Source organism: Mesonia aestuariivivens (genome assembly GCF_019311235.1).
Classification (GTDB): domain Bacteria; phylum Bacteroidota; class Bacteroidia; order Flavobacteriales; family Flavobacteriaceae; genus Mesonia; species Mesonia aestuariivivens.
On sequence record NZ_JAHWDF010000010.1, the window covers coordinates 76,665 to 89,847 of the forward strand.

General features: G+C 36.0%; 25 protein-coding genes. All 25 read right to left on the minus strand.

Annotated features, from left to right (window positions below; translation table 11 throughout):
• Window positions 1-2 precede the first annotated feature (2 nt).
• Window positions 3-119 carry a type B 50S ribosomal protein L36 gene (ykgO, locus tag KW502_RS10330; protein WP_013305171.1) on the minus strand — a complete coding sequence of 39 codons (117 nt, stop codon included), beginning with the start codon at window positions 117-119 and terminating at the stop codon, window positions 3-5.
• 114 nt (window positions 120-233) lie between these two features.
• Window positions 234-449: a translation initiation factor IF-1 gene (gene infA / locus KW502_RS10335; protein WP_014031991.1), complete on the minus strand. Its 216-nt coding sequence runs from the start codon at window positions 447-449 to the stop codon at window positions 234-236.
• Between the two features lie 2 nt (window positions 450-451).
• Window positions 452-1,795, minus strand: coding sequence for a preprotein translocase subunit SecY (gene secY / locus KW502_RS10340; protein ID WP_219040480.1), 1,344 nt, complete (start codon window positions 1,793-1,795; stop codon window positions 452-454).
• Between the two features lie 9 nt (window positions 1,796-1,804).
• Entirely contained in the window at window positions 1,805-2,257 is a 453-nt protein-coding gene (gene rplO, locus KW502_RS10345; protein ID WP_219040481.1) for a 50S ribosomal protein L15, read from the minus strand.
• Between the two features lie 9 nt (window positions 2,258-2,266).
• Complete coding sequence (gene rpmD, locus KW502_RS10350; protein ID WP_219040482.1) at window positions 2,267-2,449, minus strand: 50S ribosomal protein L30; 183 nt, start codon at window positions 2,447-2,449, stop codon at window positions 2,267-2,269.
• Between the two features lie 12 nt (window positions 2,450-2,461).
• On the minus strand, window positions 2,462-2,986 hold the full coding sequence (gene rpsE / locus KW502_RS10355) for a 30S ribosomal protein S5 (RefSeq protein ID WP_219040483.1): 525 nt from the start codon (window positions 2,984-2,986) through the stop codon (window positions 2,462-2,464).
• A 6-nt stretch (window positions 2,987-2,992) separates the two neighbouring features.
• Window positions 2,993-3,346: a 50S ribosomal protein L18 gene (gene rplR, locus KW502_RS10360; RefSeq protein WP_219040484.1), complete on the minus strand. Its 354-nt coding sequence runs from the start codon at window positions 3,344-3,346 to the stop codon at window positions 2,993-2,995.
• A gap of 12 nt (window positions 3,347-3,358) precedes the next feature.
• Window positions 3,359-3,901 (minus strand): 50S ribosomal protein L6, encoded by a 543-nt coding sequence (rplF, locus tag KW502_RS10365; protein WP_219040485.1) that lies wholly within the window; start codon window positions 3,899-3,901, stop codon window positions 3,359-3,361.
• A gap of 18 nt (window positions 3,902-3,919) precedes the next feature.
• The gene (gene rpsH, locus KW502_RS10370) at window positions 3,920-4,318 is read right to left on the minus strand and encodes a 30S ribosomal protein S8 (RefSeq protein ID WP_219040486.1); all 399 of its coding nucleotides are present in this window, start codon (window positions 4,316-4,318) and stop codon (window positions 3,920-3,922) included.
• Between the two features lie 59 nt (window positions 4,319-4,377).
• On the minus strand, window positions 4,378-4,647 hold the full coding sequence (rpsN, locus tag KW502_RS10375) for a 30S ribosomal protein S14 (protein ID WP_219040487.1): 270 nt from the start codon (window positions 4,645-4,647) through the stop codon (window positions 4,378-4,380).
• 2 nt (window positions 4,648-4,649) lie between these two features.
• On the minus strand, window positions 4,650-5,201 hold the full coding sequence (rplE, locus tag KW502_RS10380) for a 50S ribosomal protein L5 (protein WP_219040488.1): 552 nt from the start codon (window positions 5,199-5,201) through the stop codon (window positions 4,650-4,652).
• Between the two features lie 2 nt (window positions 5,202-5,203).
• Complete coding sequence (gene rplX, locus KW502_RS10385) at window positions 5,204-5,515, minus strand: 50S ribosomal protein L24 (RefSeq protein WP_219040489.1); 312 nt, start codon at window positions 5,513-5,515, stop codon at window positions 5,204-5,206.
• Between the two features lie 10 nt (window positions 5,516-5,525).
• The gene (rplN, locus tag KW502_RS10390) at window positions 5,526-5,894 is read right to left on the minus strand and encodes a 50S ribosomal protein L14 (RefSeq protein ID WP_150313912.1); all 369 of its coding nucleotides are present in this window, start codon (window positions 5,892-5,894) and stop codon (window positions 5,526-5,528) included.
• A 2-nt stretch (window positions 5,895-5,896) separates the two neighbouring features.
• On the minus strand, window positions 5,897-6,154 hold the full coding sequence (gene rpsQ / locus KW502_RS10395) for a 30S ribosomal protein S17 (RefSeq protein ID WP_219040490.1): 258 nt from the start codon (window positions 6,152-6,154) through the stop codon (window positions 5,897-5,899).
• A gap of 1 nt (window position 6,155) precedes the next feature.
• Window positions 6,156-6,359: a 50S ribosomal protein L29 gene (rpmC, locus tag KW502_RS10400; protein ID WP_219040491.1), complete on the minus strand. Its 204-nt coding sequence runs from the start codon at window positions 6,357-6,359 to the stop codon at window positions 6,156-6,158.
• A 12-nt stretch (window positions 6,360-6,371) separates the two neighbouring features.
• The gene (rplP, locus tag KW502_RS10405) at window positions 6,372-6,791 is read right to left on the minus strand and encodes a 50S ribosomal protein L16 (protein WP_219040492.1); all 420 of its coding nucleotides are present in this window, start codon (window positions 6,789-6,791) and stop codon (window positions 6,372-6,374) included.
• An 18-nt stretch (window positions 6,792-6,809) separates the two neighbouring features.
• Window positions 6,810-7,529, minus strand: coding sequence for a 30S ribosomal protein S3 (rpsC, locus tag KW502_RS10410; protein ID WP_219040493.1), 720 nt, complete (start codon window positions 7,527-7,529; stop codon window positions 6,810-6,812).
• Window positions 7,530-7,537: 8 nt separating this feature from the next.
• Entirely contained in the window at window positions 7,538-7,945 is a 408-nt protein-coding gene (rplV, locus tag KW502_RS10415) for a 50S ribosomal protein L22 (protein ID WP_219040494.1), read from the minus strand.
• Window positions 7,946-7,953: 8 nt separating this feature from the next.
• Window positions 7,954-8,232 carry a 30S ribosomal protein S19 gene (gene rpsS, locus KW502_RS10420; protein ID WP_219040495.1) on the minus strand — a complete coding sequence of 93 codons (279 nt, stop codon included), beginning with the start codon at window positions 8,230-8,232 and terminating at the stop codon, window positions 7,954-7,956.
• A gap of 6 nt (window positions 8,233-8,238) precedes the next feature.
• Window positions 8,239-9,066 (minus strand): 50S ribosomal protein L2, encoded by an 828-nt coding sequence (rplB, locus tag KW502_RS10425; protein WP_219040496.1) that lies wholly within the window; start codon window positions 9,064-9,066, stop codon window positions 8,239-8,241.
• A gap of 9 nt (window positions 9,067-9,075) precedes the next feature.
• Window positions 9,076-9,366, minus strand: coding sequence for a 50S ribosomal protein L23 (rplW, locus tag KW502_RS10430; protein WP_219040497.1), 291 nt, complete (start codon window positions 9,364-9,366; stop codon window positions 9,076-9,078).
• 5 nt (window positions 9,367-9,371) lie between these two features.
• On the minus strand, window positions 9,372-10,001 hold the full coding sequence (gene rplD, locus KW502_RS10435) for a 50S ribosomal protein L4 (RefSeq protein ID WP_219040498.1): 630 nt from the start codon (window positions 9,999-10,001) through the stop codon (window positions 9,372-9,374).
• Window positions 10,001-10,618, minus strand: a complete 618-nt coding sequence (gene rplC, locus KW502_RS10440) for a 50S ribosomal protein L3 (RefSeq protein ID WP_219040499.1) — start codon at window positions 10,616-10,618, stop codon at window positions 10,001-10,003. Before rplC ends, rplD begins: the two co-directional genes overlap by 1 nt.
• Before the next feature lie 135 nt (window positions 10,619-10,753).
• Window positions 10,754-11,059, minus strand: a complete 306-nt coding sequence (rpsJ, locus tag KW502_RS10445) for a 30S ribosomal protein S10 (protein WP_007094989.1) — start codon at window positions 11,057-11,059, stop codon at window positions 10,754-10,756.
• Window positions 11,060-11,069: 10 nt separating this feature from the next.
• A complete protein-coding gene (gene fusA / locus KW502_RS10450) occupies window positions 11,070-13,178 on the minus strand; it encodes an elongation factor G (protein ID WP_219040500.1) in 2,109 nt (702 codons plus the stop codon).
• Between the last annotated feature and the right edge of the window lie 5 nt (window positions 13,179-13,183).

Here is a 13,183-nt window from a genome sequence, read left to right on the forward strand (position 1 = left end):
AATTAGCCTTGTCTTTGTTTAAATCTAGGATTCTTTTTGTTAATAACATAAAGGCGCCCTTTTCTGCGTACAATCTTACAGTCGGCACTTCTCTTTTTTACTGATGCTCTTACTTTCATCTCATTTATTTTTTTCTAACAAATGCGAAGTTTCTGTTAAATAGAAACTTATCAAAATTTTTCAGACTGCAAAAGTAATAAAAAATTTTGAATAAATCACACTTATAAGATTTATTAGTATCTATAGGTTATACGAGCCTTCGTTAAATCGTAAGGACTCATTTCCAATTTCACTTTATCGCCAGGCAAAAGTTTTATATAATGCATTCTCATTTTTCCTGAGATATGAGCGGTAACTACGTGACCGTTCTCCAACTCAACTCTAAACATTGCATTAGATAATGCCTCGATAATTGTTCCGTCTTGCTCTATTGCGGGTTGCTTTGCCATAATTATGCTACTGCTTTTCTATTTCTACCTGATTTCATTAAACCATCGTAGTGTTTATTCAATAAATATGAATTGATTTGTTGCATAGTATCGATTGCTACACCTACCATAATGATTAAAGAGGTTCCTCCAAAAAATAATGCCCAACCTTGCTGAACTCCTATTGATACCACAATTGCAGGAAAAACTGCAATAAGTGCTAAGAACACAGAACCCGGTAAAGTGATTTGAGACATAATTCTATCTAAGTATTCTCCCGTTTCAGAACCCGGTCTAATACCAGGAATAAAACCACCACTCCTTTTTAAATCATCGGCCATTTTGTTTGTAGGGACAGTGATCGCTGTATAGAAATAAGTGAATATAATAATTAGTAAACCAAATACTACATTATACCACAATCCAAATATATTTTGAAATTCAGCTGTTATACCTTGAGCCATTTCTGAATCTGATAAACCAGCTACAGCGGAAGGAATAAACATAATAGCTTGTGCAAAAATGATTGGCATTACCCCTGAAGCATTAAGCTTTAAAGGAATAAACTGTCTAGCTCCGCCAAAAATATTTTTTTCATAACCACCAGTCGCGTTTCTTCTCGCATATTGAACAGGAATTTGTCTAACAGCCATTACTAACATTACCGAAGCAAAGATAATAGCAAACCAGATAAACAGTTCTATAAGTATCATAATAAGACCACCATTAGCATCTGAACCAGATACTCTAGACACCCATTCTTGCAAGAACGACTGCGGCAATCTAGCGATAATACCTACCATAATTAATAAAGAAATACCGTTACCAATACCTTTATCTGTAATTCTCTCCCCTAACCACATTGCGAAAATACAACCAGTGGTAAGTATAATTACTGAAGAAGCTACAAAACTTATTGAATCACCCAACAAGAAAGCACTATCTGGTAATGTACCATAAAGGTTATAAATATAGCCAGGCCCTTGAACCAATGTAATAGCTATTGTTAACCATCTTGTTATCTGGTTAATTTTCTTTCTACCACTTTCTCCTTCTTTTTGAAGTTTCTGAAGATAAGGAACAGCTATACCCATTAATTGCACAACAATCGATGCTGATATGTAAGGCATAATACCCAAAGCAAATATAGATGCATTAGAAAAAGCACCACCTGTAAACGCATTTAGCAAACCTAATAAACCGTCTTCGGTTTGGTTTGCTAAACTTGATAATTGCGACGCATCAATACCCGGAAGTACTACTTGAGTACCAAAACGATAGACTAATAGAAGCCCTAAAGTAATCAAAATACGATTCTTTAGTTCTTCTATTTTCCAAACGTTCTTTATTGTTTCAATAAATTTCATTCTAAAGTATTATAAGGTTACAGCTTCTCCACCAGCAGCCTCAATAGCTTCTTTGGCAGTTGCAGTGAACTTATGTGCAGTAACTTTTAGTTTTGCTTTAAGTTCTCCTCTTCCTAATATTTTAACTAGCTCTGATTTTGTAGCCAATCTATTATCTATTAAAGTCTGAAAATCTACAGTATCTTTAATTTGACCGTTGTCTACTAATTTCTGAAGCGTATCTAAATTTATCCCTTGATATTCTTTACGGTTTCTGTTATTGAAACCAAATTTAGGAACTCTTCTTTGAAGTGGCATTTGACCACCTTCAAAACCGATTTTCTTAGAATATCCTGAACGAGATTTAGCTCCTTTGTGCCCACGTGTAGAAGTACCACCTTTACCAGATCCTTGACCTCTACCTATACGTTTCGTATTTGCACGAACTGAACCTTTTGCAGGTTTTAAGTTATTTAATTCCATCGTATAAGTTTATTTTGTTTCTTCAACAGAAACTAAATGTTTTACTTTATTTACCATTCCAAGGATATTAGGCGAATCTTCGTGTTCGACAGTTTGCCCCATCTTTCTTAAACCTAAAGCTTCCAATGTAAGCTTTTGGTTCTTGGTGCGATTGATAGCACTTTTCACTTTAGTTACTTTAATCTTTCCCATTTCCCTGAATTATTATCCGTTAAATACCTTGTCTAATGAAACACCACGTTGTTTCGCTACAGCTTCTGCACTTCTTAGTTGCAGTAATGCATCGAAAGTAGCTTTTACCACATTATGTGGATTAGAAGAACCTTGGTTTTTAGAAAGCACATCATGCACTCCAACCGCTTCTAATACCGCACGTATAGCACCACCAGCAATTACTCCAGTACCCGTTGCAGCAGGAAGTAATAAAACTCTTGCTCCACCGTATTTACCTTTTTGTTCGTGAGGTAGAGTTCCTTTATTTAAAGGAATTCTAACTAAATTCTTCTTTGCATCCTCTACAGCTTTAGCTATTGCTTCAGCTACTTCTTTAGACTTGCCTAAACCGTGACCCACAACGCCGCTTTCATCTCCTACAACAACGATAGCAGAAAAACCAAATGCTCTACCACCTTTTGTAACTTTAGTTACACGTTGTACTCCAACTAAACGATCTTTTAAATCTAAACCACTTGGTTTTACAAGCTCTACATTTTTATAATCTTGATACATAATCTTTTAGAATTTTAGTCCTCCCTCGCGAGCACCTTCTGCTAATGATTTAACTCTCCCGTGATATAAATATCCGCTTCTATCAAACGAAATAACTTCTACTCCGGCTTCTTTTGCTTTTTCAGCGATAGCTTTACCTACAGCTTCAGCTACCTCGCTTTTGGTTCCTTTTTCAGAAACTCCTTTATCTCTAGAAGAAGCAGCTGCAACGGTTTTACCGTTTACATCATCTATAATTTGAGCATAAATTTCTTTATTGCTTCTAAAAACAGATAGACGCGGTCTACTTTCAGTACCCGTAATTGTCTTACGAATTCTTCTTCTAATTTTATTTCTTCTCTTTACTTTTGAAAATGCCATAATTACACTTTATTAAGCAGATTTACCTGCTTTTCTTCTTATTTGCTCACCTACGAATTTAATACCTTTTCCTTTGTAAGGTTCTGGTTTACGGAAAGATCTAATTTTTGCTGCTACTTGACCAACCAACTGTTTGTCAAATGATGATAGCTTAATTATTGGATTCTTACCTTTTTCAGAAATGGTTTCAACCTTTACTTCTGGTGCCAAATCTATCACAATGTTATGAGAAAAACCAATTGCCAAATCTAACTTTTGACCTTGATTAGTTGCACGGTAACCCACACCTACTAATTCAAGTTGCTTAGTAAAGCCATTAGTAACTCCCTCAATCATATTATTGATTAAAGCTCTATATAAACCGTGTTTAGCTTTGAATACTTTTTTTTCTGAAGGACGCTCAAGAATTACTTGATCTTCTTCAATCTTTACATCAATATCACTAAACTCCTGGGATAATTCTCCCATTTTTCCTTTTACAGTAACTACTCCGTCTTTAACGCTTACGGTTACGCCTTCTGGAATTGATACTGGACTTTTACCTATTCTTGACATGTTTTCGTCTTTTAAATATTAGTAAACGTAGCAAAGAACTTCACCACCTACATTATCTCTTCTTGCTTGCTTATCAGTCATTACTCCGTGAGAAGTAGAGATGATCGCAATACCAAGACCATTTAAGATACGTGGTAATTCGCCTGAACCAGCATACTTTCGAAGTCCAGGTTTACTAATTCTTTGTATCTTTTTGATGACGGAGTCCTTAGTATCTTTATCATACTTAAGAGCAATTTTAATTGTCCCTCTTGAACCCTCTTCTTCAAATTTATAACTAAGAATATACCCTTGATCGAATAATATTTTAGTAATTTGTTTTTTTAGATTAGAAGCTGGTATTTCTACCACACGGTGACTTGCTGCCACCGCGTTTCTAATTCTAGTTAAATAATCTGCAATAGGATCTGTATTCATCTATTTTGATTTGTGGTTGTGGTTTTCTATTTTTCAGAACCTTCAACCGATTAAAATTCTTACCAACTAGCTTTTTTAACTCCTGGAATTAATCCTTGGTTCGCCATTTCTCTGAACATTACACGAGAAAGTCCAAACTGTCTCATATATCCCTTTGGTCTACCTGTAAGTTTACATCTGTTATGTAAACGAACTGGAGAAGAATTTTTTGGTAATTTTTGTAATGCTTCATAATCGCCAGCTTCTTTCAAAGCTTCTCTTTTTTCAGCATATTTTTTTACCAAATCTTGTCTTTTTACCTCACGGGCTTTCATTGATTCTTTAGCCATAATTAGTTCTTTTTAAAAGGTAATCCTAGTTCTGTTAACAATGATTTTGCTTCTTTATCTGTATCTGCAGTAGTTACAAATGTAATATCCATACCAGAGATTTTATTCACTCTATCGATATTAATTTCAGGAAAAATAATTTGCTCGGTAATACCTAAGTTATAATTTCCTCTACCATCAAAACCAGTAGCTTTGATTCCGCTAAAATCACGTACACGTGGAAGTGAAGCTGTAATTAAACGGTCTAAAAATTCATACATGCGATCTCCTCTAAGTGTAACCTTAGCACCAATTGGCATACCTTTACGCAATTTAAATGAAGCAACATCTTTTTTAGATATTGTTGAAACAGCTTTTTGACCAGTTATTGTAGAAAGTTCATCAACCGCATGGTCAATTAATTTCTTATCTGCTACAGCTGCACCAACACCTCTACTTACAACAATCTTTGTAAGTTTTGGTACTTGCATTACATTTTCGTAACTAAATTCTTCGGTAAGAGCAGAAATGACCTTGTCATTATACTCTTGTCTAAGTCTTGGTACGTAACTCATAACTAAATTACTTCATTAGATTTTTTAGAAAATCTCACTTTGTTATCTCCGTCCATTTTATAACCTACTCTCGTAGTATCTCCATCTTTAGTCAATAAAGATAAATTTGAAATATGGATAGGAGCTTCTTTTTTTACAATTCCTCCTTGAGGATTAGCTGCGCTAGGTTTCTCATGTTTTGATATCATGTTAACCCCCTCAACGATTGCTTTATTTTTCTCAATTAATACCGTTTTTACAGTACCCTCTTGACCTTTGTGATCTCCAGCGATAACCTTTACAGTATCTCCTGATTTAATTTTAAGCTTTGCCATCTTTTGCGTATTAAAGCACCTCTGGTGCTAATGATACAATTTTCATAAATTGTCTATCGCGAAGTTCTCTAGCTACAGGACCAAAAACACGAGTTCCTCTCATTTCCCCAGTTGGGTTTAATAATACACAAGCATTATCATCGAAACGAATATAAGAACCATCTGGTCTGCGAACTTCTTTTTTGGTACGAACTACAACTGCTGTTGAAACCGCTCCTTTTTTAATGTTTCCATTAGGAGTTGCTTCTTTTACACTTACAACAATTTTATCACCTACAGAAGCATAACGCTTCTTTGTACCACCTAATACTCTAATTGCTAAAACTTCTTTAGCACCAGTATTATCAGCTACTCTTAATCTAGATTCTTGTTGTACCATAATTACTTCGCTCTTTCAATTATTTCTACTAATCTCCAACTTTTAGTTTTACTTAAAGGTCTTGTTTCCATGATCTTTACAGTATCGCCTTCGTTGCAGTCATTTTTCTCGTCGTGCGCTACATATTTCTTCGTTTTTAAAACGAATTTTCCATACATAGGGTGCTTCATTTTCTTTACTTCAGCAACAACAATAGATTTCTCCATTTTATTACTAGTAACTACACCTATACGCTCTTTTCTTAAATTTCTTTTTTCCATCTTACTCAGCAGAATTATTCAATTCTCTTTTTCTCGATTCTGTCGCTAAACGCGCAATAGTCCTTCTTACAGTTCTTAACTGCGCAGGGTTATCTAAAGGCGTAATTACATGAGCCATTCTCATATCTCTATAAGATTTTCTGCTATTCGCTAACTCATCTTGTAATTCAGCTACTGATAATTTCTCTACTTCTGATTGTTTCATAACTTTCAAAAATTATTCTTGATAATCCCTTGCAACGATAAACTTAGTTCTTACAGGAAGTTTCTGTGCCGCCAAACGCAACGCTTCTTTAGCAGTCGCCAATGGCACTCCTCCTAATTCAAAAAGAATTCTTCCTGGTTTCACTACTGCTGCCCAATATTCCACATTACCCTTACCTTTACCCATACGAACCTCTAAAGGTTTTTTGGTAATTGGCTTGTCTGGGAAAATTTTAATCCATATTGATCCTTCCCTTTTCATAAAACGGGTAGCAGCAATACGAGCAGCTTCAATTTGTCTCGCTGTAACAAAACTTGAATCTAAAGATTTGATTCCAAAAGTTCCGTTTGATAATCTATGCCCTCTTTGAGCAAGACCTTTCATACGTCCCTTTTGCTGTTTTCTATATTTTGTTCTTTTAGGCTGTAACATTTCTTTTACTTTAAAAAATTACTTTCTACGACGTGATTTATTACCACCTCGCCCAGATCCAGATTTTCCTCCTTGCTTTTTAGCTAAGCCAACAAGCGGAGATAATTCTCTTTTTCCGTAAACTTCACCTTTCATGATCCACACTTTAACACCTAATCTACCATAAGTAGTATGTGCCTCAACTAAAGCATAATCAATATCAGCTCTAAATGTTGATAAAGGGATTCTTCCATCTTTATACGCTTCTGAACGAGCCATCTCAGCACCGTTTAAACGACCTGAAATTTGAATTTTAATTCCTTCAGCGTTCATACGCATTGCAGCTGCAATTGCCATTTTAATTGCTCGACGATAAGAAATTCTATTTTCTATTTGTCTTGCAACACTTGCACCTACTAAATGAGCATCCAATTCAGGTCTTTTAATTTCAAAAATATTAACCTGAACCTCTTTACCTGTAATTTTCTTAAGCTCTTCTTTTAACTTGTCTACCTCTTGACCTCCTTTACCAATAATGATACCAGGACGAGCAGTGGTGATAGTAACGGTTACAAGTTTAAGCGTACGCTCAATAATTACTCTTGATACACTCGCTTTAGAAAGACGAGCATGGATATACTTTCTAATCTTATCGTCTTCGGCTAATTTATCACCGTAGTCGTTTCCTCCGTACCAGTTGGATTCCCATCCTCTTATGATACCAAGTCTATTCCCGATTGGATTTGTTTTCTGTCCCATACTACTTCTTAGCTTTGTGTATTATTTTTAGACCCCAACACTAATGTAACGTGATTAGATCTCTTTCTTATTCTATGTGCTCTACCTTGAGGCGCCGGTCTCAGTCTTTTCAACATCGCACCACCATCTACACGAACTTCTTTAATAAATAATTCTGCATCTTCGACACTAGCATCTTCATTCTTCGCTTGCCAATTAGCAATTGCAGAAAGAAGTAGTTTCTCTAATTTCAAAGAAGCCTCTTTATTATTAAATTTAAGTATTTGAAGCGCTTTCTCTACACCTTCACCTCGAACTAAATCTGCAACTAAACGCATCTTTCTTGGTGAAGTAGGGCAGTTATTCAGCTTGGCAAAAGCCACTAGCTTCTTAGCTTCTTTTATCTGCTCTGCTCTTTCTTTTTTTCGAACTCCCATAGCTTCAATTATCTTTTACCTTTATTTTTAGCACCAGCATGTCCTCTAAAAGAACGGGTTGGTGAAAATTCTCCTAATTTATGACCTACCATATTCTCTGTAACATAAACAGGAACAAATTGCTTCCCGTTATGAACTCCGATAGTTTGCCCAACGAAATCTGGAGTAATCATAGAAGCACGTGACCAAGTCTTGATCACAGCCTTCTTACCAGACTCAACGTTTTGAGCTACTTTCTTTTCTAATTTATAGTGAACGTAAGGTCCTTTTTTTAATGAACGTGCCATATCTTATTATTTCTTTCTACGTTCTACAATATACTTATTACTCGATTTGGTCTTAGAACGTGTTCTAAATCCTTTAGCCGGAAGACCTTTTCTTGATCTTGGATGACCTCCAGAAGAACGACCTTCACCACCACCCATTGGGTGATCGACAGGGTTCATCACCACTGGTCTAGTTCTAGGTCTTCTACCTAACCAACGACTTCTACCAGCTTTACCAGAAACTAACAATTGATGATCACTATTAGAAACTGCTCCAATAGTTGCCAAACAATTAGCTAAAATCATTCTAGTTTCACCAGAAGGAAGTTTCACTGTAGCGTATTTACCTTCTCTTGCCATTAACTGAGCAAAAGCTCCAGCACTACGAGCCATAACAGCTCCTTGACCAGGACGTAATTCTATACAAGAAATAACAGTACCCAACGGTATCTGAGATAACGGCATTGCATTACCTATTTCTGTAGCCACATCAGACTGACCAGAAACTAAATTCTGCCCAACCTGCAAACCATTTTGAGCAATCACATATCTTTTCTCACCATCTTGGTAATTCAACAATGCAATAAAAGCTGTACGGTTTGGATCGTACTCAATACTCGCTACCGTTCCAGGAACTCCCTGCTTATCTCTTTTAAAATCGATAACACGATAACGCTTTTTATGACCACCGCCTAAATAGCGCATAGTCATTTTTCCCTGACTGTTTCTACCACCAGATCTTTTTTTCGGAGCTAACAAACTCTTCTCCGGCTTATCAGTTGTAATAGCGTCATAACCATTAACAACTCTAAAACGCTGACCAGGTGTGATTGGTTTTAATTTTCTTACTGACATTTTTTAATCTTAAAGATTAGCATATAAATCAATTGTTTCACCTTCCGCCAACTGTACAATCGCTTTCTTAAAAGCTTTTGTTTTACCAGTTACGATCCCAGTTTTCGTATAACGAGTTCTACGATCTGGACGGACATTCATAGTGCGAACTTTTTCTACTGAAACGCCATAAGCAGACTCAACTGCATCTTTAATTTCAATCTTGTTCGCCTTATTATTCACTACAAAAGAGAAACGATTATTCATTTCACTATCGTTAGTAGCTTTTTCTGTAATAATAGGTTTTATTAAGATACTCATAACGTTTATTTACTCAAATTCGACTCTACTCCTTCTAAAGACCCCTCTACAAACACAATATTACTTGAATTTAATATTTTGTAAGTATTTAATTCTGAAGCTGTTATAACATCAGCAGCCTTCAAATTACGTGAGGACAAATATACATTATTATTTGACTCTGCCAACACAAATAATGATTTTTTCCCCTCAATACCAAGACCTTGCATTAGCGAGATAAAGTTTTTAGTTTTTGCTGAATCAAAATCAAGATTATCAACAACCAAAACTTCTTTATTTTTCGCTTTCTGACTTAATGCAGATTTTCTAGCAAGTTTCTTTAAACTTTTATTTAATTTAAATCCGTAATTTCTTGGTCTAGGACCAAAAACTCTACCTCCACCCTTGAAGATAGGAGACTTAATACTACCTGCACGAGCAGTACCTGTACCTTTTTGTTTTTTAATCTTACGGGTACTCCCAGTAATTTCTGCACGTTCTTTTGCCTTATGTGTACCTTGACGTTGATTTGCCAAGTACTGCTTCACATCTAAATAAATAGCATGCTCATTAGGCTCTACACCGAAAACAGCATCAGAAAGAGTAACCTTTCTACCTGTTTCTTTTCCTTTAATATCTAATACTGCTACTTCCATTACTTCTGAATGATTACATAAGCGTTTTTATGACCAGGAACACATCCTTTAACCACAAGTAGATTTTTATCCGCAACTACTTTTAACACTTTAAGATTTTGTACTTTTACTTTATCACCACCCATTTGACCTGCCATACGCATTCCTTTGAATACTCTTGCAGGGTAAGATGCGGCTCCAATTGAACCAGGCGCTCTTAAACGGTTATGTTGACCGTGAGTCGCTTGCCCAACACCACCAAAGCCGTGTCTTTTAACAACCCCCTGAAAACCTTTACCTTTAGAAGTACCAGCAACATCTACGAATTCTCCTTCTTTAAAATGTTCAGCAGTAACTTCGTCACCTAATTTCAATTCTTCTTTAAACCCTTGAAATTCAATAACACGACGTTTAGCAACAGTACCAGCTTTTTTAAAGTGACCTTTTGCGGCACTTGTAGTACTCTTGTCTGTCTTGTCATCGAAACCAAGTTGAATTGCTTCATACCCGTCAACCTCTTTGGTTCTGACTTGGGTAACTATGCATGGCCCAGCTTGAATGACGGTACAAGGGATGTTTTTCCCGTTCTCGTCGAAAATGCTGGTCATACCGATTTTTTTTCCTATTAACCCAGACATAATAATTATTAATTAATGATTTATTTAAAAAAATTCAGGGCAAGAAAACACATTCAAGCCCTGAATATAATTTTCCGTTTTTCCTTCGCACGCGGCTCAGGACATGTTTTTCTGAGAAATTCTCAGAAAGTAGGATTATACTTTTATCTCTACTTCTACTCCACTTGGCAATTCAAGTTTCATCAACGCATCAATTGTCTTTGATGAAGAGCTATAAATATCAAGTAATCTTTTATAAGAACTTAACTGAAATTGCTCTCTAGACTTTTTGTTCACGTGAGGAGAACGAAGTACGGTAAAAATCTTTTTGTGAGTTGGTAATGGAATTGGACCCGTAACCACTGCTCCTGTAGTTTTTACAGTTTTCACGATCTTCTCAGCAGATTTATCTACCAAATTATGATCGTAAGACTTTAATTTTATTCTAATTTTCTGACTCATTTTCCTAATTTTAATCGTTTGCTCCTTTTGCTGCTTTTATTACTTCTTCTGAAATATTAGAAGGAGTTTGAGCATAGTGAGAAAATTCCATTGTAGATGTAGCTCTACCAGAAGACAAAGTTCTTAAGGTAGTTACGTAACCAAACATTTCTGATAAAGGCACTTCAGCTTTAATAACTTTAGCCCCAGATCTGTCTGACATACTATTTACCTGACCTCTTCTTCTATTTAAGTCACCTACGATATCTCCCATATTTTCTTCAGGAGTCACAACTTCATTCTTCATGATAGGCTCTAGAATCACAGCTCCAGCAGCTTTAGCAGCAGCTTTGAATCCCATTTTTGCAGCCAATTCAAAAGATAATTGATCTGAATCCACTGGGTGGAAAGATCCGTCTTTCAATACAACTTTTAAAGTATCTACCTTAAATCCTGCTAATGGACCGTTCTTCATTGCTTCTTCGAAACCTTTCTGAACAGAAGGAACAAATTCTTTTGGAATTCTACCCCCTTTAATCTCATCAACAAATTGCAAACCTACACCTTCAAAATCTTCATCCACAGGTCCCATTTCAAAAACGATATCCGCGAATTTACCTCGACCACCAGACTGCTTCTTATAAACTTCTCTATGTTGAGCAGTTTTAGTAACAGTTTCTTTATACTCAACCTGAGGTTCACCTTCGTTAACCTCCACCTTGAATTCTCTTTTTAAACGATCTACTAGAATTTCGATATGTAATTCTCCCATACCAGATATAATAGTCTGACCTGAAATCTCATCGGTTTTGACAACAAATGTAGGATCTTCTTCAGCTAATTTAGCTAAAGCCATACCCATTTTATCAACATCTGCCTTAGTTTTTGGCTCAACAGCGATACCAATTACTGGCGCCGGAAAAGTCATTGATTCTAAAACGATAGGATGATTCATATCTGTTAACGTATCACCAGTTTTAATATCTTTAAAACCTACAGCCGCCCCAATATCTCCTGCTTCGATTCTATCGATAGGTTCTTGTTTATTAGAGTGCATTTGATACATTCTAGAAATACGCTCTTTTTTTCCAGAACGATTATTCAAGACATAAGAACCAGCATCTAAAGTACCAGAATAAGTTCTAAAGAATGCTAAACGTCCAACGAAAGGATCTGTAGCAATTTTAAAAGCTAAGGCTGAGAATGGAGAATCCACGTTAGGTTTACGAGATTCTTCTTCACCTGTATCTGGATTTGTACCCACGATCGCCTCAACATCTACAGGAGAAGGCAAGTAACGCATAACCGCATCTAACATTGCCTGAACACCTTTGTTTTTAAATGCAGAACCACACATCATAGGTATGATAGACATATCTATAGTTGCAGCTCTAAGCGCAGCAATAATTTCATCTTCTGAAATAGAAGACTCATCTTCAAAGAATTTCTCCATTAAAGCTTCGTCATATTCAGCAACTGCTTCAACTAACTGAGCTCTATACATATCAACATCATCCTTCAATTCTTCAGGAATGTCAATTTCTTCGTAAGTCATTCCGTGATCTTCATCATTCCAAATAATTGCTTTTTTAGAAATCAAATCAACCACTCCTCGGAAATCAATCTCATCACCGATAGGAACTTGCAAAGGAACAGGATTACCTCCTAACATTTCTTTCACCTGCTTACACACGTTAAAGAAATCTGCCCCTTGACGATCCATTTTATTAACAAAACCTAAACGAGGCACTCTATACTTATCAGCCTGTCTCCAAACTGTTTCTGATTGAGGCTCAACACCATCAACCGCACTAAATAAAGCCACAACACCATCAAGCACACGCAATGAGCGCTCAACTTCAACTGTAAAGTCAACGTGACCAGGAGTATCAATAATATTCACTATATATTCTTGATCTCTATAAGGCCAAGTACAATGAGTTGCAGCAGAAGTAATTGTAATACCTCTTTCTTGCTCTTGCTCCATCCAGTCCATAGTAGCAGCTCCATCATGCACTTCTCCTATTTTATGACTAATACCTGTATAATAAAGTATACGCTCTGTTGTTGTTGTTTTACCAGCATCAATATGAGCAGCAATACCTATATTTCTTGTAAATTTTAAATCTCTCTGTGCCATTATTT

Bases quoted from the DNA above. Each gene is read 5' to 3' on its own strand.
- ykgO (WP_013305171.1), bottom strand. From the start codon at position 119: ATGAAAGTAAGAGCATCAGTAAAAAAGAGAAGTGCCGACTGTAAGATT.
- infA (WP_014031991.1), bottom strand. From the start codon at position 449: ATGGCAAAGCAACCCGCAATAGAGCAAGACGGAACAATTATCGAGGCA.
- secY (WP_219040480.1), bottom strand. From the start codon at position 1,795: ATGAAATTTATTGAAACAATAAAGAACGTTTGGAAAATAGAAGAACTA.
- rplO (WP_219040481.1), bottom strand. From the start codon at position 2,257: ATGGAATTAAATAACTTAAAACCTGCAAAAGGTTCAGTTCGTGCAAAT.
- rpmD (WP_219040482.1), bottom strand. From the start codon at position 2,449: ATGGGAAAGATTAAAGTAACTAAAGTGAAAAGTGCTATCAATCGCACC.
- rpsE (WP_219040483.1), bottom strand. From the start codon at position 2,986: ATGTATCAAGATTATAAAAATGTAGAGCTTGTAAAACCAAGTGGTTTA.
- rplR (WP_219040484.1), bottom strand. From the start codon at position 3,346: ATGGCATTTTCAAAAGTAAAGAGAAGAAATAAAATTAGAAGAAGAATT.
- rplF (WP_219040485.1), bottom strand. From the start codon at position 3,901: ATGTCAAGAATAGGTAAAAGTCCAGTATCAATTCCAGAAGGCGTAACC.
- rpsH (WP_219040486.1), bottom strand. From the start codon at position 4,318: ATGAATACAGATCCTATTGCAGATTATTTAACTAGAATTAGAAACGCG.
- rpsN (WP_219040487.1), bottom strand. From the start codon at position 4,647: ATGGCTAAAGAATCAATGAAAGCCCGTGAGGTAAAAAGACAAGATTTG.
- rplE (WP_219040488.1), bottom strand. From the start codon at position 5,201: ATGAGTTACGTACCAAGACTTAGACAAGAGTATAATGACAAGGTCATT.
- rplX (WP_219040489.1), bottom strand. From the start codon at position 5,515: ATGGCAAAGCTTAAAATTAAATCAGGAGATACTGTAAAGGTTATCGCT.
- rplN (WP_150313912.1), bottom strand. From the start codon at position 5,894: ATGGTACAACAAGAATCTAGATTAAGAGTAGCTGATAATACTGGTGCT.
- rpsQ (WP_219040490.1), bottom strand. From the start codon at position 6,154: ATGGAAAAAAGAAATTTAAGAAAAGAGCGTATAGGTGTAGTTACTAGT.
- rpmC (WP_219040491.1), bottom strand. From the start codon at position 6,359: ATGAAACAATCAGAAGTAGAGAAATTATCAGTAGCTGAATTACAAGAT.
- rplP (WP_219040492.1), bottom strand. From the start codon at position 6,791: ATGTTACAGCCTAAAAGAACAAAATATAGAAAACAGCAAAAGGGACGT.
- rpsC (WP_219040493.1), bottom strand. From the start codon at position 7,529: ATGGGACAGAAAACAAATCCAATCGGGAATAGACTTGGTATCATAAGA.
- rplV (WP_219040494.1), bottom strand. From the start codon at position 7,945: ATGGGAGTTCGAAAAAAAGAAAGAGCAGAGCAGATAAAAGAAGCTAAG.
- rpsS (WP_219040495.1), bottom strand. From the start codon at position 8,232: ATGGCACGTTCATTAAAAAAAGGACCTTACGTTCACTATAAATTAGAA.
- rplB (WP_219040496.1), bottom strand. From the start codon at position 9,066: ATGTCAGTAAGAAAATTAAAACCAATCACACCTGGTCAGCGTTTTAGA.
- rplW (WP_219040497.1), bottom strand. From the start codon at position 9,366: ATGAGTATCTTAATAAAACCTATTATTACAGAAAAAGCTACTAACGAT.
- rplD (WP_219040498.1), bottom strand. From the start codon at position 10,001: ATGGAAGTAGCAGTATTAGATATTAAAGGAAAAGAAACAGGTAGAAAG.
- rplC (WP_219040499.1), bottom strand. From the start codon at position 10,618: ATGTCTGGGTTAATAGGAAAAAAAATCGGTATGACCAGCATTTTCGAC.
- rpsJ (WP_007094989.1), bottom strand. From the start codon at position 11,059: ATGAGTCAGAAAATTAGAATAAAATTAAAGTCTTACGATCATAATTTG.
- fusA (WP_219040500.1), bottom strand. From the start codon at position 13,178: ATGGCACAGAGAGATTTAAAATTTACAAGAAATATAGGTATTGCTGCT.